At 46.6% G+C, this 23,279-nt stretch carries 20 protein-coding genes; 15 read left to right on the forward strand and 5 right to left on the reverse strand.

Annotated features, from left to right (window positions below):
- Positions 1-57 precede the first annotated feature (57 nt).
- The 5 genes from A6049_RS15730 to A6049_RS15750 all read left to right on the forward strand — a co-directional run bounded on the left by A6049_RS15730 (position 58) and on the right by A6049_RS15750 (position 5,124).
- Positions 58-2,037, forward strand: coding sequence for a sensor domain-containing diguanylate cyclase (locus tag A6049_RS15730; protein WP_063565581.1), 1,980 nt, complete (start codon positions 58-60; stop codon positions 2,035-2,037).
- A 132-nt stretch (positions 2,038-2,169) separates the two neighbouring features.
- Positions 2,170-3,036 (forward strand): hypothetical protein, encoded by an 867-nt coding sequence (locus A6049_RS15735; RefSeq protein WP_063565582.1) that lies wholly within the window; start codon positions 2,170-2,172, stop codon positions 3,034-3,036.
- Between the two features lie 110 nt (positions 3,037-3,146).
- On the forward strand, positions 3,147-4,262 hold the full coding sequence (locus tag A6049_RS15740) for an aminopeptidase (protein ID WP_063565583.1): 1,116 nt from the start codon (positions 3,147-3,149) through the stop codon (positions 4,260-4,262).
- 96 nt (positions 4,263-4,358) lie between these two features.
- Entirely contained in the window at positions 4,359-4,604 is a 246-nt protein-coding gene (locus tag A6049_RS15745) for an HPr family phosphocarrier protein (protein WP_024631140.1), read from the forward strand.
- A gap of 226 nt (positions 4,605-4,830) precedes the next feature.
- A complete protein-coding gene (locus tag A6049_RS15750; RefSeq protein ID WP_024631139.1) occupies positions 4,831-5,124 on the forward strand; it encodes an Fpa/YlaN family protein in 294 nt (97 codons plus the stop codon).
- Between the two features lie 191 nt (positions 5,125-5,315).
- On the opposite strand, the gene cax is transcribed toward A6049_RS15750, so the two are convergent.
- A complete protein-coding gene (gene cax, locus A6049_RS15755) occupies positions 5,316-6,386 on the reverse strand; it encodes a calcium/proton exchanger (RefSeq protein ID WP_063565584.1) in 1,071 nt (356 codons plus the stop codon).
- 183 nt (positions 6,387-6,569) lie between these two features.
- Here cax and A6049_RS15760 point away from each other — a divergent pair, with 183 nt between their 5' ends.
- Complete coding sequence (locus tag A6049_RS15760; protein WP_024631137.1) at positions 6,570-6,932, forward strand: Asp23/Gls24 family envelope stress response protein; 363 nt, start codon at positions 6,570-6,572, stop codon at positions 6,930-6,932.
- A 158-nt stretch (positions 6,933-7,090) separates the two neighbouring features.
- Here A6049_RS15760 and ftsW read toward each other — a convergent pair whose 3' ends face one another.
- Both ftsW and A6049_RS15770 read right to left on the reverse strand, forming a co-directional pair.
- On the reverse strand, positions 7,091-8,377 hold the full coding sequence (gene ftsW / locus A6049_RS15765; protein ID WP_063565585.1) for a putative lipid II flippase FtsW: 1,287 nt from the start codon (positions 8,375-8,377) through the stop codon (positions 7,091-7,093).
- Between the two features lie 13 nt (positions 8,378-8,390).
- On the reverse strand, positions 8,391-8,738 hold the full coding sequence (locus A6049_RS15770; protein WP_063565586.1) for a YugN family protein: 348 nt from the start codon (positions 8,736-8,738) through the stop codon (positions 8,391-8,393).
- Between the two features lie 212 nt (positions 8,739-8,950).
- Between A6049_RS15770 and A6049_RS15775 the strand changes: the two genes are divergently transcribed.
- From A6049_RS15775 to A6049_RS15810, 8 genes are all read left to right on the forward strand, one after another.
- Complete coding sequence (locus A6049_RS15775) at positions 8,951-10,120, forward strand: M20 family metallopeptidase (protein ID WP_063565587.1); 1,170 nt, start codon at positions 8,951-8,953, stop codon at positions 10,118-10,120.
- 200 nt (positions 10,121-10,320) lie between these two features.
- Entirely contained in the window at positions 10,321-11,997 is a 1,677-nt protein-coding gene (locus tag A6049_RS15780) for a DNA repair helicase XPB (RefSeq protein WP_063565588.1), read from the forward strand.
- Between the two features lie 50 nt (positions 11,998-12,047).
- The gene (locus A6049_RS15785) at positions 12,048-13,958 is read left to right on the forward strand and encodes a helicase-associated domain-containing protein (RefSeq protein WP_063565589.1); all 1,911 of its coding nucleotides are present in this window, start codon (positions 12,048-12,050) and stop codon (positions 13,956-13,958) included.
- Between the two features lie 141 nt (positions 13,959-14,099).
- A complete protein-coding gene (locus tag A6049_RS15790; protein ID WP_063565590.1) occupies positions 14,100-14,537 on the forward strand; it encodes a YlbF/YmcA family competence regulator in 438 nt (145 codons plus the stop codon).
- Positions 14,538-14,617: 80 nt separating this feature from the next.
- Positions 14,618-14,881, forward strand: a complete 264-nt coding sequence (locus tag A6049_RS15795; RefSeq protein WP_063565591.1) for a YlbG family protein — start codon at positions 14,618-14,620, stop codon at positions 14,879-14,881.
- A 217-nt stretch (positions 14,882-15,098) separates the two neighbouring features.
- Entirely contained in the window at positions 15,099-15,536 is a 438-nt protein-coding gene (locus A6049_RS15800) for a hypothetical protein (RefSeq protein ID WP_063565592.1), read from the forward strand.
- A 131-nt stretch (positions 15,537-15,667) separates the two neighbouring features.
- A complete protein-coding gene (locus A6049_RS15805) occupies positions 15,668-16,585 on the forward strand; it encodes a selenium metabolism-associated LysR family transcriptional regulator (protein ID WP_063565593.1) in 918 nt (305 codons plus the stop codon).
- 63 nt (positions 16,586-16,648) lie between these two features.
- Complete coding sequence (locus A6049_RS15810; RefSeq protein WP_063565594.1) at positions 16,649-17,509, forward strand: PHP domain-containing protein; 861 nt, start codon at positions 16,649-16,651, stop codon at positions 17,507-17,509.
- A gap of 155 nt (positions 17,510-17,664) precedes the next feature.
- Here A6049_RS15810 and A6049_RS15815 read toward each other — a convergent pair whose 3' ends face one another.
- Together A6049_RS15815 and A6049_RS15820 are read right to left on the reverse strand one after the other, a co-directional pair.
- Positions 17,665-18,111: a GNAT family N-acetyltransferase gene (locus A6049_RS15815; protein WP_063565595.1), complete on the reverse strand. Its 447-nt coding sequence runs from the start codon at positions 18,109-18,111 to the stop codon at positions 17,665-17,667.
- A gap of 197 nt (positions 18,112-18,308) precedes the next feature.
- Positions 18,309-20,075, reverse strand: a complete 1,767-nt coding sequence (locus tag A6049_RS15820; protein ID WP_063565596.1) for an Rqc2 family fibronectin-binding protein — start codon at positions 20,073-20,075, stop codon at positions 18,309-18,311.
- A 314-nt stretch (positions 20,076-20,389) separates the two neighbouring features.
- Here A6049_RS15820 and A6049_RS15825 point away from each other — a divergent pair, with 314 nt between their 5' ends.
- On the forward strand, positions 20,390-23,254 hold the full coding sequence (locus A6049_RS15825) for a calcium-translocating P-type ATPase, SERCA-type (protein ID WP_063565597.1): 2,865 nt from the start codon (positions 20,390-20,392) through the stop codon (positions 23,252-23,254).
- Positions 23,255-23,279 lie beyond the last annotated feature (25 nt).

The raw sequence follows: 23,279 nt of genomic DNA on the forward strand, positions 1-23,279 counted from the left end.
CGTCTGCAGATTAATGCATCCGAGTGGATGCAAAAACGGTGCAAAGGAGCGCCTGACATGTTAGAACATCTAAGAAGTAAACCAGCCAGCTTGAATTCGCGAAGTTCGGGCGATTCCGCATCTTCTGCCGCTCCTCACGAAGCGCATGTATTCTGGATGCAAAAAATGGACATCACACCTTTTGATTTTTCATATTTGGGAAGCCTGCTGCAACAAGCATACACCGACTGGCATATCCAACGGCGGCCGCACTCCGACAGATCATCGATAATATACAACGTATGGAATACAGAAGGGATCTGTATGGGGCAAGGAAATGAAGGGGCTCCATTGCTCGATGTACATTCGACTGTGATGCAATGCCTTGAAACGGGACAGGTACAGTCGTTACGTGGAACCACTGAAAGTGGAGAGTACCATCTAATGGCTGAACCTCTTTTCTCCAGAACAAATAAGGATATGTTTGCTGTCTTCACTGCTGTAACCTACGAGCAAAATCGAGATGACACGTCTGAAGCCGTTGTTCGATCGGAGGCATTGCATTATCGTACCTGCTTTTACCGAAGATTTGAATACATATTTATGACGGATCTATTACATGCTCATGAACAAACGGCTCGTGAAGAGCACCGAAGGTCAATTCTGTTCCAAATCGTTCAACGGATGCATGACAAAATGGATGTGGATGCCATATTGGATGAAGTCTTTGACAGCATTGACTACTTATATCCAACGACCCGTATGACATTGTATATGTCTCAGGATCAGAGCAGCCTCAACCCCCGCATTAAACCGTTGCTTGTTCATGAACGTGGAGAAGACATCTGTGTACAATCGTTTATGGAAGGCAAGCTCATTGTTGTTCGATCGGATGAAGGTGAACATCGCATACTGGAGGTTGGTCTTCCTCTAAAAGGTAAACAAGGGATCTATGGTGTATTTCATATTGAGATGAATGAGGAGTTAATGGAAGATTCCGATCTCCAACTCATTACGATGATGGCGGATACAGCAGGAACTGCCTTTGAAAATGCCAAACTGCACGAGCAATCGAATATGTTGATCCAGGAACTTCGTCTAATCAACGATCTGACACAACGTTTGAACAAAAGCCTGCAGCTCATGGAGATCTATCAATTCTCTGAACAGGAGTTAAAGGACATCTTTCAGGCTGAATCATGTTGTATTCTTCAACTGAATGACAGTACGGATCACTTCGAAGTGATGTCATCCAATGTGAATGAGTTAGGTCGCAAATCGTTTCCAATGGATTATGGAATCGCTGGTTTGCTGTATCAAACCGAAGAACCGCTCATCCTATCCAATTATGCGAAATACGATAGAGTGTCATCGGTCTTCATGGATCTTACCGGCTCAATGTCATTGATTGCTTCACCCGTTCGGGTGAATGGTGAAGTGAAGGGTGCCATTTTGCTGGGACATCCCAAAAAGCAGTATTTTTCGTACGACAATTACCGTCTGCTGCAGATGTTGTCCATTCATATCGGACTTGCTCTCTCCAATGCAACGCTTCACGCCGAGGTACGACGTTTGGCTAACCTGGATATGCTGACAGGACTGTATGTGAGGCATTACCTGGATAGTGTGATCCATGAACGTCAGGCTCATGAATTCTGTGGTTCACTGGTTGTTGTGGATATTGACCAGTTTAAGCAGGTGAATGACACGTTTGGGCACCAAACAGGTGATCAGGTATTGAAACAGGTAAGCGACATTGTAACAAGTTCCGTCCGGCCTGAGGACATCTGCGCCAGATGGGGCGGGGAAGAGCTGGCCATCTATATGCCTCAGATTGGTGCTCGTCAGGCACTGGAATATGCGGAAATCATTCGCACCAGGGTTGCTGAAGAAACAAGGCCTTCCGTGACCGTATCCAGCGGTATTGCCGAATGGAACTGGATGGATGAGAAGGTTAGTGTGGAATCGTTATTTTATCGGGCTGATATGGCATTGTACGATGCGAAGCATGGTGGTCGAAATCGGATCGTCATGGAAGAACAGGAAGTTACACGTTAAGAGAGGACTATTCCGATTGCGGAGTCGTCCTCTCTTTATTTTTTTGAAGAGGCGATGCCAAAGGAAGGAAGTATAAGCAAATAAGGGAGGGGCAGGCTATGGAGAAAGTTTGATGGAAAGGTGGAATAGAACATGTTGAACCGTCGGTATTTACGTGGGCTATTGTTGATTCTGAGCATTGTTGTGTTGTGTGCTCCTGGTTGTGGATTGTTAGAGCGAGATCGAACTCCTGAGGAGTTATTTTCACTTGCTTTATCCGGAATAGCAGGTAAAGAAAAGCTGAGTTTTGATGGGGAAGCAGGATTACGACGCGAAAGCAACGGGCTGTTCGAAAATCAGTTTAAATTTGAGGGCAAGCTGGAGGATCATGACCGCTTGACCTTGCAAACGAGGCTGCCTGGAGCCGTGACTGCTGCCGGAGCGGGAGTAAAAGGGGTAAATGCCGCCGCTGTTAACAATAATGGGCAACCGAGTGGATTCAGTGCATCTTTTGAACGCAAACAAGGACAGTGGATGGCTTTAACTGCCCAACATGAGCCCCTGCGCGGATCGCTGTCCCGTTTTAATCCCATCGCTCAAATGGAAAGTATCGATCGGTTGAACAAAACGATAAAGTCCGAGTACGGTTCAGGTCGTCGAACGAAAATACTGCGAATTGAACTCGCACCAAAAGACGCCAAAACGTGGGCACTCGCGCAGCTTAACGACGAGATGAATGCGATTCGGGCAGAGTATATGCACAAGGCAACTGCGGTTAAGGGAGGCAGTCAGGAGAAGCTTGAGAAGGATTTGAACAAAGTGTGGGAACAAGGGGAAACATCGATGCAAGAGATGATGAAGCAGGCCGAGGTACAGACGGTGTATCATCTAACCGTAGATCGGAAAACTAGCTTGCCCTTGCGACTTTCTTCGGAAAGCCAGGTGAGCTATAAGGACATGAACAGCAAAAGGAATAAAGAAGCTCTTGTCACAGATGTAAACTTCAGGGCTTATGAATAGATAAGTTGCGGGGCTGCCTGCTGACGAGATCGTTGTAGCGTGCTACAATAGTATCGTAATTTACCGTTGTTCAATTCAAGGAATGGCGGATGACAGGAGGAGTTTACACGATGAAGGACCCAAGAATTCAGAAGCTCGCAGCCAATCTGGTGGGCTACTCTGTAGATGTACAGCCCGGCGAGAATGTGCTGGTTGAGATGATCGGCACGGAACGTGATCTGATTAATGCAATTATTGAAGAAGTAGGCAAAAAAGGCGGTAACGTCTTTGTACAGCTGACTGACAAAACAGTACAGCGTGCCATGCTCAAAAATGCGACAGAAGAAATGATGAAAACCTGGGCAGAGATCGATCTGAACCGGATGAAACAAATGGATTGTTACATTGGTATCCGTGCAGGGGAGAATGTGAACGATCTGTCCGATGTACCGGAAGAGAAAATGAAAATGTACAATTCACTGTATTCCCATCCGGTACATAGCGAGCAACGGGTAAAACATACAAAATGGGTTGTGCTTCGTTACCCGAATGCAAGTATGGCACAGCTGGCGAATACAAGCACAGAAGCGTTTGAAGATTTCTACTTCGACGTATGTAACCTGGATTACGCTAAAATGGACAAAGCACAGGATTCATTGGCTAATCTGATGAAACGCACGGACAAAGTGCGTATCACTGGACCGGGAACAGACCTGAGCTTCTCCATTAAAGATATCGGTGCAGAGAAATGTTCTGGCCAAAAAAATATTCCGGATGGCGAAGTGTACAGTGCCCCTGTACGTAATTCAGTGAACGGAACGATTAGTTATAACGCGCCAACGCTGTATAACGGCATTACTTTTGAAAATATTAAATTCACCTTCAAAGACGGTAAAATCGTTGAAGCAACAAGCAACGATACAGACCGCATCAATGAAATTCTGAATTCAGATGACGGCGCTCGTCATATCGGAGAATTCGCAATTGGATTTAATCCACATATCCTGCACCCAATGAAGGACATTCTGTTTGATGAAAAAATTGCAGGCAGCTTGCACTTTACGCCAGGCCAGGCATATGAAGAAACAGATAACGGAAACCGTTCCTCCATTCACTGGGATCTGGTGTTGATCCAGCGTCCAGACTACGGTGGTGGCGAAATTTATTTTGATGATGTATTGATCCGTAAAGACGGGATTTTCGTTATTCCTGAGCTGGAATGCCTCAATCCGGATCGTCTGAAATAGGAACAGTATTTTGCTGTTGCTAGGAAAGCGGATTCACGGTATCATGTAGTGGTAATTAATAGATGATACCAAAAGTGAAAAGACGGAGGGATTCCTATGTCGAGTAATAACGCAGCGGTAGTGGAAATTGCTCAAACAGCGAGCAAGTTTACTTCTTCAATCGTGCTTCATTCAGAGAACAAGTATATCGATGTGAAAAGTATTCTCGGACTGTTTACAACGCTGATCAGCACGCACAGCTATGAACTGCACGTTCATGGCCCGGATGCAGCTGAAGCCAAAGCAGCTATGTCAGAAGTATTTGCCAAACATGGACTGAATGTAAGTATCGCATCCGAGTAATGGCACTAAGAAGCATCTCTGCCTATTATGGCAGAGGTGCTTTTTTTTGCATGAGATAATTCAGGTGTACGGCAAGACCTCCGTAAAATAGGGGGATTAGGCAGGAATAAAGCTCTCCATAATCTATGGTTATTTTGGTCAGGTTCTTGTATTAGCTCCTGATTTCGTCTAATATTAGAGGTAGAACGTCTTTACGCGATTTTTGGGACATAGGGGGGAAAAATGCATGACTTCATCTGATCTGCAGGACCAGTTGCACTTGAAAGCGATCAGTCTTCTTCAAGAAGATGCAGATAAAATACAGAAGCTTATTGAAGTACAGATGGAGAATCTGGCTACCCGCTACTGCCCTCTCTATGAGGAAGTATTGGATACACAGATGTATGGGTTCTCCAAGGAAGTCGATTTTGCTGTTCGTGCAGGGCTTCTTCCAGAAGGTGCTGGTAAGCAGCTGGTAAGCGCGCTTGAGCGGAATCTGGCGATTCTATATGAAGCTTTGAACAAGAAGAATGAGCAATAGCCTGCAATAGCGTGGGTCAGAATAGAAGGCATGCAGGTGTTTGCATGCTTTTTTTGTGCGCCTGAATTGAAACAGCTCGTCTGATGTGGTTTAGGCGAGGGAGAAAAGAAAAAACAGCCTGGAAATGCGATTTCCAGGCTGCCTTTTACGCGCTAATTTTTTGTCTATTATTTAGGATGATGGGAGTACTGTTATACCAGGAAGAACGATACACCCAAAATAACATACACAACCATTAGGAGTAGACCTTCGTACCAGTTCGTTGAACCGTCCTGGGTGATGGACTTGGCGATAAATACGGCTACGCCAATGGCGACCAGCTCAATCGTTGTAAACACAATGTCCATCGTTCTGCCTGTGAAGTAGCTGACAAAAACGAGCACAGGAGCTACAAAGAGTGCGATTTGTAAACTGCTGCCGACTGCGATCTCAACGGCGGCACCGATTTTGTTTTTCATGGCAAGCATAATGGCTGCACTATGTTCCGCGGCGTTACCGATAATGGCAACGAGGAACGCACCGACGAACAGTTCGCTGAGTCCAAATTGTTCAGTAAACACCTCAAGGGTGCCAACGAGCCATTCACTGACGAAGGCAACCATGACGGTTGCAAGAACAAGATAGAGAATTGATTTTTTCTTAGACCACTCGGGTGCATGTTCATGCGGCAACTCTTCATCTTCATCCACAGTGACATCTGCGAGATAGTTCTTGTGCGTAACCATGGAGAACACCAACCACGCTATGTAGGCAAGGATCAGCAAACCTGCGACAATGAGACTGAGTGTGTTCGTATCCTTCTGTGTGATGGAATGGGTATTCAGGAAGACGGCTGGAATAAACAGGGCAATGATGGCTACAATCATCAGGGAGCCGTTTAGACCGGCAAGGGATACGTTATAATTCTGAATTTTGAACTTGAGTCCTCCGGCAAAGATACTTAGACCAAGCACCAGCAGCAGGTTACCGATAATGGAGCCTGTCAAACTGGCCTTAACCATGTCGAACAATCCTTCTTTGACGAGGAAAATGGCGATAATCAATTCGGCGGCATTGCCGAATGTAGCATTCAAAAATCCGCCTAACCGCTGTCCGGCATAGTGGGCTACATTTTCGGTGGCTTTGCCTAAAAAACCGGCCACAAAAATAACCGAAATGGCTGAAATGACGAATTGCAGAATCGAATCCCATTTCAAGTAGTGGGCGACGGCGCTGAGTGCAAAGGTGGCAATCAGCAAAATGGATGAAATTCGGTTTCTCACAACAAACACCTCGGTAACATATTATTTTGTTTTAAACGATATGACTAAATACTTATGAGATTATTTTCATATTTCAATATAACCAAATCATGGTAGGTTGTAAACGCATCTTTTTGAGTTTAATTTGCTTTTTGGGGTCGAAAGGATTTAAAATACGAGTAACGAAGTGAAGGAGGATGTGGCATGGCAGAACAACTTCAACTAGAGGGCGGAAACATCCGGATTGCCGATGACGTAGTGGCGAAAATTGCCGGAATGGCTGCGATGGAGACACCCGGAATTGCCGCAATGTCTGGAGGATTGTCAGAGGGCTGGGCCAAGCGCCTGAGCGGTAAAAACGTACAGAAAGGCGTGGGCGTGGAGGTCGGCCAGCTGGAAGCAGCCATTGATCTGCGCATCATCGTCCTGTACGAGACACCGATTCATGAAGTTTCCCGCATGCTCCAGCAGAATGTAAGAGAAGCGGTAGAGACCATGACCGGGTTACGTGTTGTTGAAGTCAATGTAAAGGTAGAAGGCGTATCTTTCAGAGGCGACGATCTGTAAACTTGAGCAATCCGTGATGGAAGAACAACGGTATATTGACCTGGTTCTTCATCTAGATAAACAACACCAAAAAGACTTCGCATCGAATTCGATGCGAAGTCTTTTTCTGTTTTCAATACATTTTGTTCCAAAACCATTCGTATGACGTTTCCTTCCCATTACCGAATTCGGCGAATGGATTCACGTGAACGAAGTGCGGGAGAAGTACGTGATGTCTGAACCGTCACTGACTTCGTTTTCTCTTCCTTGATGACGTCCAAATTATTGGTACGTGAGATGCTGAGCAGGATACCCATAGCCACCATCATCACAAAGAGTGAGGTACCGCCATAACTGATGAACGGAAGGGTAACCCCTGTCACCGGAATGGTCTGGGTCACGCCCCCAATGTTGATAAAGGCCTGGATCGCAATTAATCCCATAATACCAATACCGACCAGTGTCCCAAATGGATCGGGACAGCGAAGGGAGACGATAATGCCTCGCCAGATGAAGTAGAGGTAGACCAACAGAAATAGGGCAGTTCCAACAAAGCCGAGCTCTTCTCCAATTACAGAGAAAATAAAGTCGTTATAAGCATTGGGCAAATAATGCAGCTTCATCGTGCCTTGTCCGATCCCGGAGCCGGTGATGCCTCCATCCCCGATGGCAACAAGGGAGCGATAGAGGTTAAGGCTTCCGCCTGTTTTGTCGGATAAAGGATCTAGGAATGCCTGAATACGGCCGATTTTATAGTTCTGCGTAGCTTCCGTAGTTGTGGTGCTATCTGCAGTATCTGAAGAAGACATGGAAGAAAACAAGGCATTCGCTCCAAGCGCCAATGCTGCTCCCAACACTACCAGCAAAATAGAACCCATAATGTGTTTCATACTTGCTCCACCCGCATAAATGACCAGTCCGCACGTCGTAACCAGAATAAAGCAGGTACCAAAATCCGGTTGCAACATAATCAGTCCTGCAATGAATCCGACAATGACCAGCACGGGAATATATCCTGTCCTAAGATCCCTGAACCGTTCCCCTTTTTTGGTAATCAGTGCAGCAAGGTACAAAACAATGGCAATTTTGGCAAATTCCGCAGGTTGAATACTGAAGCCGATAATTTCAATCCAGCTTCGGGCACCGTTTACCTTCTTACCTGCAACCAATACAATTAGTAGCAATACCGTGGTGAGTAAGAAAAATGGTGCATAAAGTTTTTTGTATTTGTTAAATCGGATATTCATGGCAAAAAACATGCCCACTAAACCGATAACCGCCCACATAAGTTGTTTTTTCGTGAAGAACAGGGCATCATTGTTAAAATTTTTGTTTGCAATTGCAATGCTGGAACTGGAGCTGAACACCATCACCAGTCCGAAGCCCACCAACAATAAAGTGAGGATTAGCAGTTGGAAATCCGGCGTGCCTCTCTTCGTTTTCGTTTGGGCCGTTTGTTGTTTCATGGTTCGGCCCAGCCTATGCTTCCAGCAGTTCTTTAAGCTGCTGTAGTTTTTGGGCCGCCAGCTTCACGACTGGCTGCGGTATGGTAGAGTCATAATCCAGACCATGCGGAAAGGTTGCTTTTCCAAGATAAACAGCTTCAACTGCGAGAACCGTATCCGGTTTTTCGAGTTTGCCATCTATCGCACGGGTATTAATACGTACAAAGTATTCCGATTTGGTTTGTTCATCTTCAATTTTGTAGTCATATGTAGCACGATAATATTCCCATTGCCACCGGACAAATCCGACTTTCTCGGCGCTCTCATCCAGGTATGCCAAGTCGCTCTTCAAGCCATCCAAGCCTGTATTCTCAAAAATCATAAGCGTCTGATCCTCCTCATAAGCTTCCGAGAGTATAAATCTCGTTCTTTTCTCTAGTTTATGATAGTATGTTTCCCCTTCCCGTGCAAGCTTTCAAGCGTTCATTCGTATCGGTTTTCTTCCAATTCTGCTACAATATACAGCAATAGGTTTCAAGAGGAAGGTTCGGGCTTGATGAAAGTCCCGTATAGAGAGCGAAAGGATGGAGAGACATGACAAATAATATATGGTGGAATGACCTGCAAATCCACATGGTAGAATGGCGTCGTCATCTTCATCGGAATCCTGAGGTTTCCTTTCATGAGGAGAAGACATCCTCTTTTGTAGCGGGTATGCTGGAGAGCTTTGGTGTTGAAGTGAGACGACACGTTGGTGGACACGGGGTTATAGGTACCCTTCGTGGGGACAAGCCAGGGCCTGTCGTAATGCTTCGTGCAGATATGGATGCACTTCCGATTCAGGACGAGAAGGACGTTGAATATGCATCACAACAAGCAGGAGCTATGCATGCCTGTGGTCATGATGGTCACATATCCATTTTGCTAGGCACGGCACTGTATTTCAGTCGCCATAAACATGAGATCAAGGGTGAAATTCGCTTTTTGTTCCAACCTGCAGAAGAGTTGCTACCAGGTGGTGCGCTCAAAGTCATAGCAGACGGCGGACTGGAAGGGGTAGATGTCATCTATGGAATTCATCTGTGGACCCCGCTTCCTGTAGGCGTGGCAGCGAGTACTCCGGGGCCGATGATGGCAGCGGCAGATGACTTTTATATTGAGATCAAAGGAAAAGGTGGACATGGCGGCATGCCGCAATCCACGGTGGACAGCCTCGTGGCTGGTTCAGCCCTTGTGATGCAATTGCAGACGGTTGTCAGTCGCTCGGTGGATCCCTTGCGTCCCGCAGTATTGACAATTGGTACAATGCAGGCGGGCTCAGCGCAGAATATCATCGCCGAGTTATGTAAAATGACGGGTACAGTGAGAACCTTTGATGAAGAGACGCGCAGTATCATGAAGGAACGTGTGCATACGATCGTGGCTCAGACCGGAGAGATCTACGGTGCCGAGACGAAGTTGAACTATATTATGGGATATCCTCCTGTCGTGAATGATGAGCAGGAAACGGCACGTTTCTTCAAGGAAGCGGTAGATGTATTTGGTGCAGAACATGTACAGAAGTCACCGATGTTGATGCCAGCTGAAGATTTCGCTTATTACTTACAGCAGATTCCTGGCTGCTTTATGTTTGTTGGAGCAGGTAACCCGGAGAAGAATGCCATCTATCCGCATCATCATCCCAAGTTCGACTTTGATGAGGATGCCATGCAAAATGCTGTGAAACTATTTATAGCAATGGCTAAAGGATATACAGCCGAATGATTTGAGTATAGTTGGGCATCCTATTCATACCAAGGTATGAGCAGGGTGCTTTTTTTGTTAGGTCTTTATAAAGCTTAAATTAAGGTCGAACTGTTGTATTATACAGGTTCAATTTCGGAAGAAACCGGAACTGGACTTTTTGTGATGCCTGTTATTCGGAAAAATATATAACTCATTTTCTAAATTAGGGAGGAAGCGGAATGGAGAAAACGGACGCCTGCATTGTCCAGCGTGATTTTACAGTATTGCTTGAAGTGGGTCATCCTGGATTTGATCAGGCCAGAGCTCAACTAGGGATGTATGCCGAACTGGTGAAGACACCTGCGGCTTTTCATACATATCGCATCACTGCATTATCACTGTGGAATGCCGCTGCACTCGGCTGGAGTGCTGATCAAGTGATAGAAAGTCTGGAATCAGTGTCTCGTTGGAATGTTCCTGCCGCCCTGATTCAAGATATCCAAAGAATTATCCATCAATATGGGAAGTTGCAATTGAAGCCACAGGCAGATCACGGGAGAATGCGTCTCGTGAGTGAAGATGAACGATTGCTGGATGAATTAAGCAGTATGAAGACCATCTCGGCTTTTCGGATGGAACGTGTCGATCCCCATGAGCTCATACTTGGCGGTGAGCAACGCGGATTGCTGAAGCGTGAACTAACTCGTTTGGGTTATCCGGTGCTGGATTATGCGGGATATCGAGAAGGAACAAGTCTGCCGTTTGAATGGCAAGCGAATACTCAAGGTGACAGTTCAGAAGGATTCAGGTTACGCCCTTACCAGCGAGATGCAGTGGATGCATTTGAAGGTAGCGAAGGCATGGGAGGCAGTGGTCTGCTTGTTCTTCCCTGCGGTGCAGGCAAAACGGTTATTGGGATGGCCGTGTTAGAACGTCTGCAATGTGAATGTCTTATCTTGACCTCGAACACCACATCCGTTCGGCAATGGATTCAGGAATTACAGGATAAAACAACGATAACGAATGAACAGATTGGTGAGTATTCCGGTCAGAAAAAACAGGTGAAACCTGTGACCGTGGCAACTTATCAGATTCTTACACATAGAAAATCGAAAGATGCTGATTTTACTCATATCAAATTGCTAAGTGAACGCCAGTGGGGACTCATCATTTATGATGAGGTCCATCTGCTTCCAGCACCTGTATTTCGAGCTACAGCAGATATTCAGGCTACAAGAAGACTGGGATTGACAGCAACATTGGTGCGTGAGGATGGCTGTGAACAGGATGTATTTTCGCTAATTGGTCCGAAACTATATGACATGCCGTGGAAAGAATTAGAGCAGCAAGGGTGGATTGCGAATGTACAGTGCCAGGAAATACGCATTCCGTTTACTCCTGAACTACGATCAAACTATTTGGAAGCAGAGGTGAAGCACCAATTTCGCCTTGCAGCCGAAAATCCGGCCAAATTAGCTGTGATCAGACGGATATTGGACCATCATGAGGGAATGCCAGCGCTTGTCATCGGACAGTATCTGGATCAGCTCGAGAGCATTGCCCGGGAAATTGAAGCGCCGCTCATATCGGGTACGATGTCCCAGCAAGAGCGAGTGAAATGGTTTGCAGCGTTCCGGCGTGGTGAGATCAAAACGATTGTCGTATCCAAGGTTGCCAATTTTGCCGTAGACCTGCCGGATGCTGCTGTTGCACTTGAAATATCCGGCAGTTTCGGTTCAAGGCAGGAAGAAGCCCAGCGATTGGGTCGGATTCTAAGGCCGAAGTCCGGAGAAAATAAAGCTTATTTCTATGCCCTTGTATCGGAGGACAGTAAGGAACAGGAGTTTGCATTACGCCGTCAGATGTTTCTGGTCGAACAAGGATATGAGTACAAAATCGTTCATGAATTGCAATGAAAATGCGGTTTACATCTCTACTTAAAAATAAGAGAAAGGCATGATTAGCAATGCGTACACAAGGTAATCTGGATGTGAATTCATTAAAAGAGCTTTCATGGGTTGAAAGAACGGTACTTGGTGTGATTTTTTGCAAATATGCCGGACAACCCTTTTCCAACATGCTGACATCAGCAGAGTGGGCTGTGGATGGTCTTAGCAGAGCTGAAGCAGTGACGACGTTTATAGCGCTTCGGCATAAAGGCTGGATCAAAGCTGTGCGCAAGTCTTGGGGCGAACGCTTGTATTACATACCAGAATCACTACTTCCTTTGTTAACCATTGCCTACGCAGCACGAGTTGGACAGTTCGCTCAGCTGAAGACGAATGTAATACAGGATGAAATGACACAAGATAAGGCCATATCCAGTATTGAAGTCCACAAAGTGACGATTGTTCGAGAGGGAAAACCGGATATTGCCGCAGAGCTTCTTCATGTACTGGCTTGGATGGTAAGAGAAGGTCAAGCCCAAGGAGGACTCCTATTAACAAGTAAGGGAACGATCCACAAGAAAATGGTGCAGCGATTAAGTCGGATGACGGTTCTGGGCCCTGAAGATTTTGCCGAACTAGGTATTCACTATGATCATGCGGATGTGTATCCAGTCCATGTTGCCCTTATTATTGATTTGCTGCTCAGTCTGGGTTTGATTGAAAAGGCGCATAACCGAATGCATGTGTCACCTGACCGTCTTTATCACTGGTTAACGTTGTCGTGGTCTTCTATGCACCGAGAAATCTATAGCGTATGTATGGACCGATATGGTGCAGCTGAGCCTAAACTTCAGCATTTTCGTTATCAACTGATGATGTTTGCTTCACGGGAAAATGAATGGTTGAGTATTTCAGCAGGGACTTTAGACAACGTTGAGCTGAAAGAAGCAATTGAAATTAGAGAGAGTGAAGGTTCTTCAGGATTATCCTTCTTAACACATATCTGGGGTTGGCTCGATGTTCTGACAGGTTTGGGATATGGTGAGGTTGGTGAGTCAGCTGCGGGAGAGCTTTTATATCGCTGGCAGATTGATCCAAGAATTTTATTGAACTTTGCGAATGACGAGTCAGAAAAACCGGAAAAGAATACGATTTTTGTTCAGCCTGACTTTGAAATTATGGTTCCTCCAGATGTAGCCCCACAGGTCCGCTGGAATCTGGACATTGGTGCAGAGCTTGTGAGTCGTGATCGAATGTCCATATATCGGATAACAAAGGAACGAATCATCGCAGCATCAGAGATCGGTCTTACAGCGGATGTAATGATAAACTTCCTTAGACTGTATGCTGTCTCGGGAGTGCCTGAGCATGTGGAGCTAGCGATCCAGCAGTGGGGACAGGATGCAGACAGACTTTACATGGATGCTAGGCAGAACGTTGATCAGGATGAATCGGTGGATAAAGTTAAGAAAAAGGACACCTGGATATATGAATCGAGAAGTGAATTACTTGAAAAGTTGAACAGGCCAGAGGCGGAAGCCATTCTAGATGAGTCCATTGTCGGAGCAGATGAGTTCAAAGTCGGACTTGAGGTGCAGAAGGAACTCTTTTATATTCGTGGAAGAGCGGGGCTCATTCAATGTGACTCCAATCTGCACACGTATGAACACGATCATTCCATCACGGAGCAGTCAGGTCTGTTTCCCGGATACGGAGAGATCCCTGAGATGTGGCATAACGAGTGGCGAGGATATCATGTATCCACAGCTCGTCAGATTGCTGCGAAAGCCATTGAATGGCAGACAAAACTGGGTCTGAAGCTAGACAGCCATATCGTTTATGTTATCCCTGATCAGATTCAAGGTCATGAAGATTGGACACTAACGGGCTGGTCCATATCGGAGGATGGTACAGATCCCACAGAACGCCGTACTTTCTCACCTAACGAATGGAACCAGATACGCCTGATTATTCCGAACCATGCATAAACTTGATCGACTTTGCCAAAGCAGATCGCCTGTTCCCTTTATTTCTATTTGCAGGAAAAACTCTTCTTAACTTTTCGGGGATATGATATGATGAAGTAGTCTACGTTAAGTAGAACTTTATATATAGATAGGATGAATTTCATGAGCGTAGCGGAAATGAACACGGTCGATATGGCCCAAGTGTTAACGGGCGCATATGAACTGGGCGACATGATTAACCAATCAGCCGAAGTATCGGATTATTTATATTGGAAGCAGCAAGTGGAGACGAGCCCTGAAATTCAGGCGGGGATACGCAAGCTGGAAGCCAAAAAGGAACTATTCGAAGAAACCCAGCGTTTTGGGCATTTTCACCCGGACTATCACGCCGCAAAAGATCAGGTTCAGGCTTTAGAGCTTGAATTGGAACATTTCGAGGCGGTAGCCCGCTTCAAACAGGCGGAGAAAGCATTGGACGATATGTTGTTCCAGATGTCGGAGACGATTGCATTCGCCGTGTCAACGACGATCAAGGTACCGAGCAATGATCCGAATCCGAAGGGCGGCTGCGGTAGCGGAGGCAAGTGTGGTTGTAGCTAAGATTTGATAAGAACATAAATTTATGACAGACCGGACCTTTCCGAGGATCCGGTCTCCATTATAGAAAGGCGGGGAAAATGATGTTTGCGGAAAGGACAGGATTCATTATATGGGTCAGTGATTTGAAAGCGGCTCGTAATCTCGAAAAGTATGGTACCGTTCATTACATCTCCCGCCGTATGCATTATGTCGTCATGTATGTTAATGCAGAGCGGGCTGAAGATACGATGAAAAATGTGAACAGACTTTCCTATGTGCGCAAGGTTGAACGTTCCTACCGGAATGAGATTAAAACAGAGTATGCTAGCAAAACGATGGACAAAACGAGTTTTTACGGGATATAACAAAAATGGTTTGGGAATGTACAGTGAACTTATTGTCACTGTACATTTCGAAACGATTAACCAGAGGGGCCCTTCGGGGCCGCTCTTTTATTGAATTAGGCATAAACTGGATTTTGTGAAAAAATCTGAAGTTACGCCTTGAGGTTGCGGGACTTATGTTGTAATATATTGGGTAAATAAATAGATAGAAAGTCCTATCTGGTGGAGAGTGATTCCCATGCGTGATAAGGTGATGCAACGTTGGAGCACGTACGAGCCTTTTTTCGTGGCTCTTGGAGACAAAAAAGTGGCCGACATCGTCATTACCAATCATGCCAAGATGCGGTATGCAGACCGTATTGAGCCGGCACGTAATGATGATGACCATATTGCGGCATGGTTATGGGAGTGTCTGAAGCAGGACCGTATTACACCATACTACCGTAATGAGCAGGATGTTTACCTGATCGACGAAGATTTGGTCGTGGTTGCTGAATTTTCCGAACTTGAAGGGGAATATGACATTGCTGGCAATCCGCTTCATAAGATGATTGTTGTTACGTTTCTGGGGAAAATGTCCGAGACGATTGAACTGCGGGATTTAAAATCGTATTATTCTTGGCTAAGACATTCAAGACGAATGACTCTTGTCAAGAACAGTCGCAAGCATAAGTAAGTTTGGAATAATCCATATTTTCGAATTGATAGATTCAGGTTACATCGCATGCAGACAAGCTGCATGCTTTTTTTGTTGGAATTCACGAAATCGGCTACAATGGGGAAAGCGTACAGAAGAGGGGCGAAGATATGAATTTTCATCAATTGCATATTTTTTATACCGTAGCAGAGAAGGGAAGTTTTTCAGCGGCTGCGCAAGCACTACATATGACACAACCTGCGGTGACGATGCAGATTCAATCGCTTGAGGATTATTTTGGGACCAAGTTGCTGCATCGTTCTACCAAGAAAATAGAATTATCCGAGGCAGGTCGGACATTACTGCCTCACGCCAAACGCAGTGTAGAGTTGGTCAGACAGACAGATGAGGCGATGTCCGCGTTTACACAGATGCTGCAAGGCAGATTGCAGCTTGGGGCAAGTTTGACGATTGGTGAGTATGTGTTGCCACGAATGCTGGGTCCTTTTGCTCGCCAATACCCGGATATCTCGATCGTTATGAAAGTGATGAATACGACGCAAATTATGGACGATATCTTGAAACATCAGCTTAACTTTGGACTGATTGAAGCGCCAGTAAACCACCCGGATATGATTGTAGAGCCGGTCATGCAGGATGAATTGAAGCTGATTGTTCCGGCAGGGCATGCTCTGGCAGATCGTGGGGAAGTAGAGCTTGAAGATGTGCTGAACTACGCGTTTGTGTTGCGGGAAAAAGGCTCGGGTACCCGTCAGGTGATGGAAGATCAGTTGCAGAAGAGAAATATAGATCCACAGGATATGAATGTGGTGATGGAACTTGGCAGTACAGGTGCTGTGAAATCCGCCGTAGAAGCGGGTGTGGGTATCACCATGTTATCCCCGTCGTCCGTTCAGCATGAGCTGGCCCTTGGACTGGTTCATATCGTGGATATTCGTGGGCTTGAGTTCAAACGACAATTCTACGCTATACATCTGAAATCTTCATTGCTTCCCTTGTCAGCAGTAGCGTTCCTGAATTATTTGCGTCAGCATGAGCAGACAACATCAGAAGGACGAGCGGAATAAGAGGGCCATATTAATTTAAAATCCATTCTGTTACTCACTAGATATAAGAAGGAGCTGTTGTTCATGAATCAATTTAATGGACGTTGTGATCTTCATACGCATAGCCAAGCGTCGGACGGAATGCAGCCACCTGCCGAGAATGTGAAGCTCGCCAAACAAAGAGGACTGTCTGCGGTGGCGCTGACAGATCACGATACAGTAGCTGGTGTAGCCGAGGCACAGCGGGCTGGCCGTGAGTATGGAATTGACGTTGTGGCAGGGGTAGAGATCAGTACCCGCGCTAGCGGCAAGGATATTCATGTGCTGGGGTATTATGTGAATACAGAAGAGGAGAAATTTCTGGAGCGACTGCGCGGGCTTCGGGAGGCGAGAGAAGAACGCAATCATCTGATCATTGCCAAACTGCAGGAGCTTGGACTCGAAATTAGCTGGCAGGAGGTCATTGATGGCCTTGGCCGACCGCTGGAGCCGGATGAAAGCATCGGTAGACCTCATATGGCCGATGTGTTGGTACGAAAAGGATATGCCGCTGATATGAGGGATGCATTCAATCGTTATCTGGCTGAAGGCCAACCGGGCTATGTATCGGTTCCCCGAGTTGCACCGGAAGATGCATGCCAGTGGATTAAAGATGCGGGTGGGGCTGCTGTTATTGCCCATCCTGGTTTATACAGAGACGACGAATTGGTTCGTCGCATTCTGGTGGACGCCCATCCTGACGGTATTGAAGTGGTTCATTCGGATCATGGACCAGAAGAGGAGCGCAGATATGCGGAGTTGGCACGGGAATTTGGGCTCATTCAAACAGGTGGTTCGGATTACCATGGTGTAAGACAAGGGGTAGTATTTCATGGGGATCTGGGTAGCAAAACCGTAACCATTGATGTGCTCGATAAACTCCGGGCTGCAGCTGGAAAGTCTTGATGGGGAAACTTTCTTCATATGTTTTATTAGACTGGGGTATAAGGGATCGGTTGTCATCGTGCTAAAATTGAATATGAAAAAAAAGGACATAGAGATGGGGTGAGCGTTAGTCGCTAGCCATGTCTCTATGTCCTTTTTGATTGCCTATAAATAAGCTAGGTTATGGAATAATTCACCCATGTGCCGCGAGCAGCTCCAAGGCGTTCAAATAACTGCTGTGCCCGCTCGTTGGTTGCTGCTGTGATCCAGGACATGTAAGCACATCCGTGCTCACGTGTATACTGCTGACAATGTTCAAACAGTTTGGCCTCGGCTTCCCCTTCTCTGCAAGCTTCCGTCACAAACAAGTCATTCATAATGGCAACGCGGTTTGCCTTCATCGTGCTGTAGGTAAAATAGAGTGTAGCGAATCCGATAAGTTCACCGTCCTGCTCTGCAACGAATTGAACACCTATCTGCTGATCAAGCAGGTTTTTGATTAAAAGCTCGATTGCCTGATCACCAGGCCAGGGGTTGTTATAAAAGCCGACGACATACTCGTGCATTAATGCACTCAGCGGTAGTACATCATTAGGGTGAGTTGGTCTGATATTTAGCGTCATGGGACACATCCTTAGAAATTTATTTATAGATTCAATAATTGAATTATTATACATTAAAATGAATTTATATTCAAAATAAAACAATAAACTGAATCATCAACTTAAGTCCATGGTTATTTGAGAAACAAAAAATCCCCCGAACAGTCTTTTGTTCCAGGGGATTTTACGTTGCCTAACCGGGTTGAAAAGCAAGCCTCTTATCCATTTTTGATCGTGGATGGCAAACTTTTAACCAGCTCTTCGTTTGGCGTCACAAATAAGGTCTTCTGGTGGTCATAAATGACAAAACCTGGTTTGGAGCCACTCGGCTTGCGTACATGTCGGATAAAGGTGTAATCCACCGGCACGCTGCTGGATTCTTTGGCTTGACTGAAGTAAGCCGCGAGTTGTGCTGCTTCCTCCAAGGTCGCTTCGCCAAAGTCTGTACTGCGAATGACGACATGTGAACCCGGGATGTCTTTGGTGTGCAACCAAGTGTCATTGGAAGAAGCCAAACGGTTGGTGACGTACTCATTTTGCAGGTTGTTTTTGCCTACGAGAAGTTCAATTCCCTCTGAAGAAGTAAACTGATGCACTGTAGGGCGGTCGTTTTTCTTTTTCTTTTTGCCTTTTTTGTTGCGGTCGCGAAGATAACCCTGTTGCACAAGCTCATCGCGAATTTCCTCGATGTCGTTCATGGATGCGATAGACAGTTGCTGGAGCAGATTGTCGAGATAGTCGATCTCGTCTTTCGTTTTTCCAAGCTGCTCATGAATAACAGCCAGACTGTTCTTATATTTGTTATATCGTTTGAAATAACGTTGTGCGTTGTCAGACGGTGTAAGCAATGGGTCAAGCTGAATGGTAATGTTCGCTTGATCTTCATCATAGAAGTTCACAAGCTCCACACTTTTGTCCCCTTTACTAACCTGATGCAGGGAGGCAAACAGCAGCTCACCCCATAATCTGAATTTATCCGCATCGTCGGCTTCCAGCAGATCCTTGTTCAGGTTGTCCAGCTTTTTGATGTTTTTGCTGCGCTCATTTTGCAGAAAACGTAGCAGATCGCTCACTCTTTGCTTAACCGTATCCCGCTCGGCCTTGTCTCCGTAATAATCTTCCATACACTTGCTCATCGTGTCATAGGTTTTCTCTGCGTCCTGAATGCTCTGAAGCTGAACGGCTGAGAAAATCATTTTGCCTTTAGCATTTAGCCCAGTCACAGGCGTATAACTATTATCTCTTACTGGCCCCATGATGGACTCAAAAGCATTCCACAGCGCATCGGCTTCGATTCGAGCCACACCTTCACTTGCAGCTTGATCGTCACCTTGATTAGCAGGTACCCGAGAGGTAATCTCTCCTGCGATCAGCGGACTAAGACCGCTGAATGAATTCACCAGCCAGCGAGAGGCCTCTTCTTCAGCAGCAGTATAGCTATTTTGGAATTCAGTGCTGCTCACTTCCAGCGGATTGCTTTTATGCTGCTCTGGTGGCTCGGTGTACGAAAATCCAGGCATAATGACCCGGTAACTACTGATGGACGGGGTTACGTGATGAATCCCATCCAGAATCGTCCCCGTGATCGGATCGACCAAAACAATATTACTGTGACGCCCCATCAGTTCAATGATGATCCGTTTGACCGAAACATCACCCAGTTCATCGCGCTGACGCACGTCGATATGAATAATCCGCTCCATACCAATCTGACGAATTTCCTCAATGATCGCACCCTCGCAGTGCTTACGCAGCAGCATGCAGAACATGGGAGCTTCAGTAGGGTTAACAAACGTTTTTTCGGTAAAATGCACACGCGGATATGTCGGGCTTGCCGAAATAAGCAATTTGCTATTTCCACGCTGAGCACGGAGGGTCAGTACAACATCATGGCCGTTAGGTTGATGTATTTTGCTGATGCGTCCGCCCTTGCAGCCTTGCAGTTCATGTACGATAGCTCGTGTTACGATGCCGTCCAATGCCATTTTTTTCAACGTCCTCTCTATCTATAACTGAAATGAACACCGGGATATGTAAAAAAGAACCCGTTGCAGATTCGTATTCGTTTGTATAGCAATAAATCGGATTGCCACTGTGTATATAACCACAGACCTTTATTTTAGCTTATTCTGCCCATCAGGGAAAGGATTCGCCATCGGGTGCTAATTAGGGTCCTGTCCGAATACATATAGAGCAGGTAGTTTGTCCGGCATCGCGTACAACCTGTTGATTAGCATAGCCGGTGTAGTATGTGTGACGTTTTACAGAGGAAATACAGACTGGGAGGGAATTTTGAAGCATGGAACATACCAAGTGGCACCAACTTAGCGTTGAAGAGCTTCGTAACACTCTTGGCGTCAGTCTTGAGGAAGGATTAACCGAAGAGACTGCAACCGAAAAGAGGAAGGCCGCCGGTTCAAATGAGCTGAGCGAAGGAAAGCGCATATCTCCAATTACATTATTGCTTAATCAATTTAAGGATTTCATGGTTCTGGTGTTGATGGGTGCCACACTGGTGTCCGGATTGCTTGGAGAATACTTGGATGCTGTAACGATTGTTGCCATCATTGTGCTTAATGCCATTCTTGGTTTTGTACAGGAATTCCGGGCGGAGCGTTCCCTTCGTGCATTGAAACAATTGTCGGCCCCACTGGCCAAAGTGCTAAGGTCAGGTCAGGAATTACATCTTGAGGCCAAACTTTTGGTGCCAGGGGATATCGTGCTTGTGGAGAGCGGTGATCGCATACCTGCCGATGTACGCTGGCTGTCCACGAACAGCCTCGATGTGGAGGAATCTGCACTTACGGGGGAATCGGTTCCTGTAAGCAAACATTGCCATCCCATAGCTGCGGAGGATGTGCCGCTAGGAGATCAGAAGAACATTGGATTCATGGGAACGATGGTCACTCGTGGTACCGCCAAGGGCGTTGTGGTCCGGACGGGCATGGATACCGAGATGGGCAAAATAGCCGACTTGATCCAGAATACGGAGGAACAGGAAACACCGCTGCAACACAGGTTGGAACAGTTGGGTAAAATTTTGATTTTTGTGGCGCTCGGATTAACCGTCATGGTTGTTGTTGCAGGTATTTTGCATGGACAACCGGCAGTAGGCATGTTTCTGGCAGGCGTCAGCCTCGCAGTGGCCGCCATACCAGAAGGCTTGCCAGCGATTGTAACGATTGCGTTGGCCCTTGGCGTACAGCGTATGATCAAGCGAAAAGCGATTGTGCGCAAGCTTCCCTCCGTCGAAACCCTTGGTTGTGCCTCGGTCATCTGTTCGGATAAAACGGGTACGTTGACCCAGAACAAGATGACGGTTACGGACGTGTGGCTGGAGGGACGCAGCATCAAGGTCACCGGGGATGGTTATGCACCAGAAGGACAGATGCTGGAGAATGGTCGTACCTTGGAACTGATGAGTGACCAGACATTGCGGAGAATGCTTCAGATCAGCGCACTATGTAATAATGCCAGTATTATCGAGAGTGTTGGAGATGAGATGCGGAGTAAAAAGAAAGGTAAAGAGACAAATAAGGATAGTAAGAAAGAAGCGAAGAAAGGTACAAAGAAAGATCATGTTAATGAAACGGTCAAGGAAAACAGCGTGGTATGGGAGCTGAAAGGCGACCCTACGGAAGGGGCGCTTGTAACACTGGCCTCCAAAATGGGACTTACCCCCGCTGGCCTCAAAGAGTTATATGCACGTGAGCAGGAGTTCCCGTTTGACTCTGACCGGAAGCGGATGTCTGTCTTGGTTCACCATCAGGGTGGGCGGATGGTCTACACCAAGGGTGCACCAGATGTGCTGATTGGGCAATGCAGCTACATTTTGTGGGAAGGCAATGTGGTACCTTTCACAGGAACGCTGCGGCAGAAAGTCATGGCGGCGAACGAGAATATGGCGGGTTCTGCACTGCGGGTTCTCGGGATGGCTTACCGCGATGTACGGCCGAATGAAAAAGTAGAGAATGAACATGCTGCCGAGAGCCAGCTCGTCTTTGTCGGGCTTGCAGGCATGATTGATCCACCGCGGCGTGAGGCACGGGATGCAATTGCGACTTGTCGCAGAGCAGGCATACGTACCGTTATGATTACGGGCGATCATGGTACGACGGCAGAGGCTATCGCCCAACAGTTAGGTATTCTTCCACGGGGTGGGGCTTCACTTAGCGGCCAGCAATTGGCGGGTATGACGGACGAGCAGCTGGATAAACAGGTAGAGGGCATTTACGTATTCTCACGAGTATCGCCTGAGCACAAACTACGGATTGTAAAATCATTGCAGCGCAAAGGACATGTCGTAGCGATGACTGGAGATGGCGTGAACGACGCACCAGCCATTAAAGCAGCAGACATCGGTATTGCGATGGGAATAACAGGCACGGATGTGACGAAGGAAGCATCGGCGTTAATTCTGAGTGACGATAATTTCTCTACTATAGTAGCTGCAATTGAAGAAGGGCGTAATATTTATGAGAACATCCGCAAGTTTATCCGGTATTTGCTAGCATCCAATGTTGGCGAGATTTTAACGATGTTTTTCGCGATGATGATGGGACTGCCTTTGCCACTCGTGCCGATCCAGATTCTGTGGGTCAACCTGGTGACGGATGGATTGCCAGCGATGGCACTTGGTGTGGATCAGCCGGAAAAAGATCTGATGGAACACAAGCCGCGTGGCGCCAAGGAAAATATTTTTGCCAGACGATTGGGTTGGAAAATTGTCAGTCGGGGTGTATTGATCGGGCTTTGTACACTCGGGGCGTTCTGGCTTACCCTACAGGCCGCGCCAGATGAACCGGGTCAGCTCATTAAAGCTCAATCAGTAGCCTTTGCTACCCTTGTTTTGGCACAGCTCATTCATGTATTTGACTGCCGTAGTTCACGCTCCATTTTCCACCGCAATCCATTGCAGAACAAGTACCTGGTATTTGCAGTTATTTCATCCATCGTGCTGATGCTGGCCGTCATGTATGTAGAGCCGTTGCAGCCTATCTTCAAAACAGTACCACTGGGTATGCGTGAATGGGCCATTTCCATCGTTGCCGCAGGTATTCCAACCTTCCTGATGGGAGTGGGCAGCGTGTGGGGAGGTCGTCGCAACCGTCGCCGCATGGGCCCAGGCCGCTTCGTACCGAAAAGTACAAAGTTTTCGGCATAAAATCAATAGCAATTGCTTATCGTTT

The organism is Paenibacillus sp. O199 (genome assembly GCF_001636635.1).
Taxonomy (GTDB): Bacteria; Bacillota; Bacilli; order Paenibacillales; family Paenibacillaceae; genus Paenibacillus; species Paenibacillus marchantiae.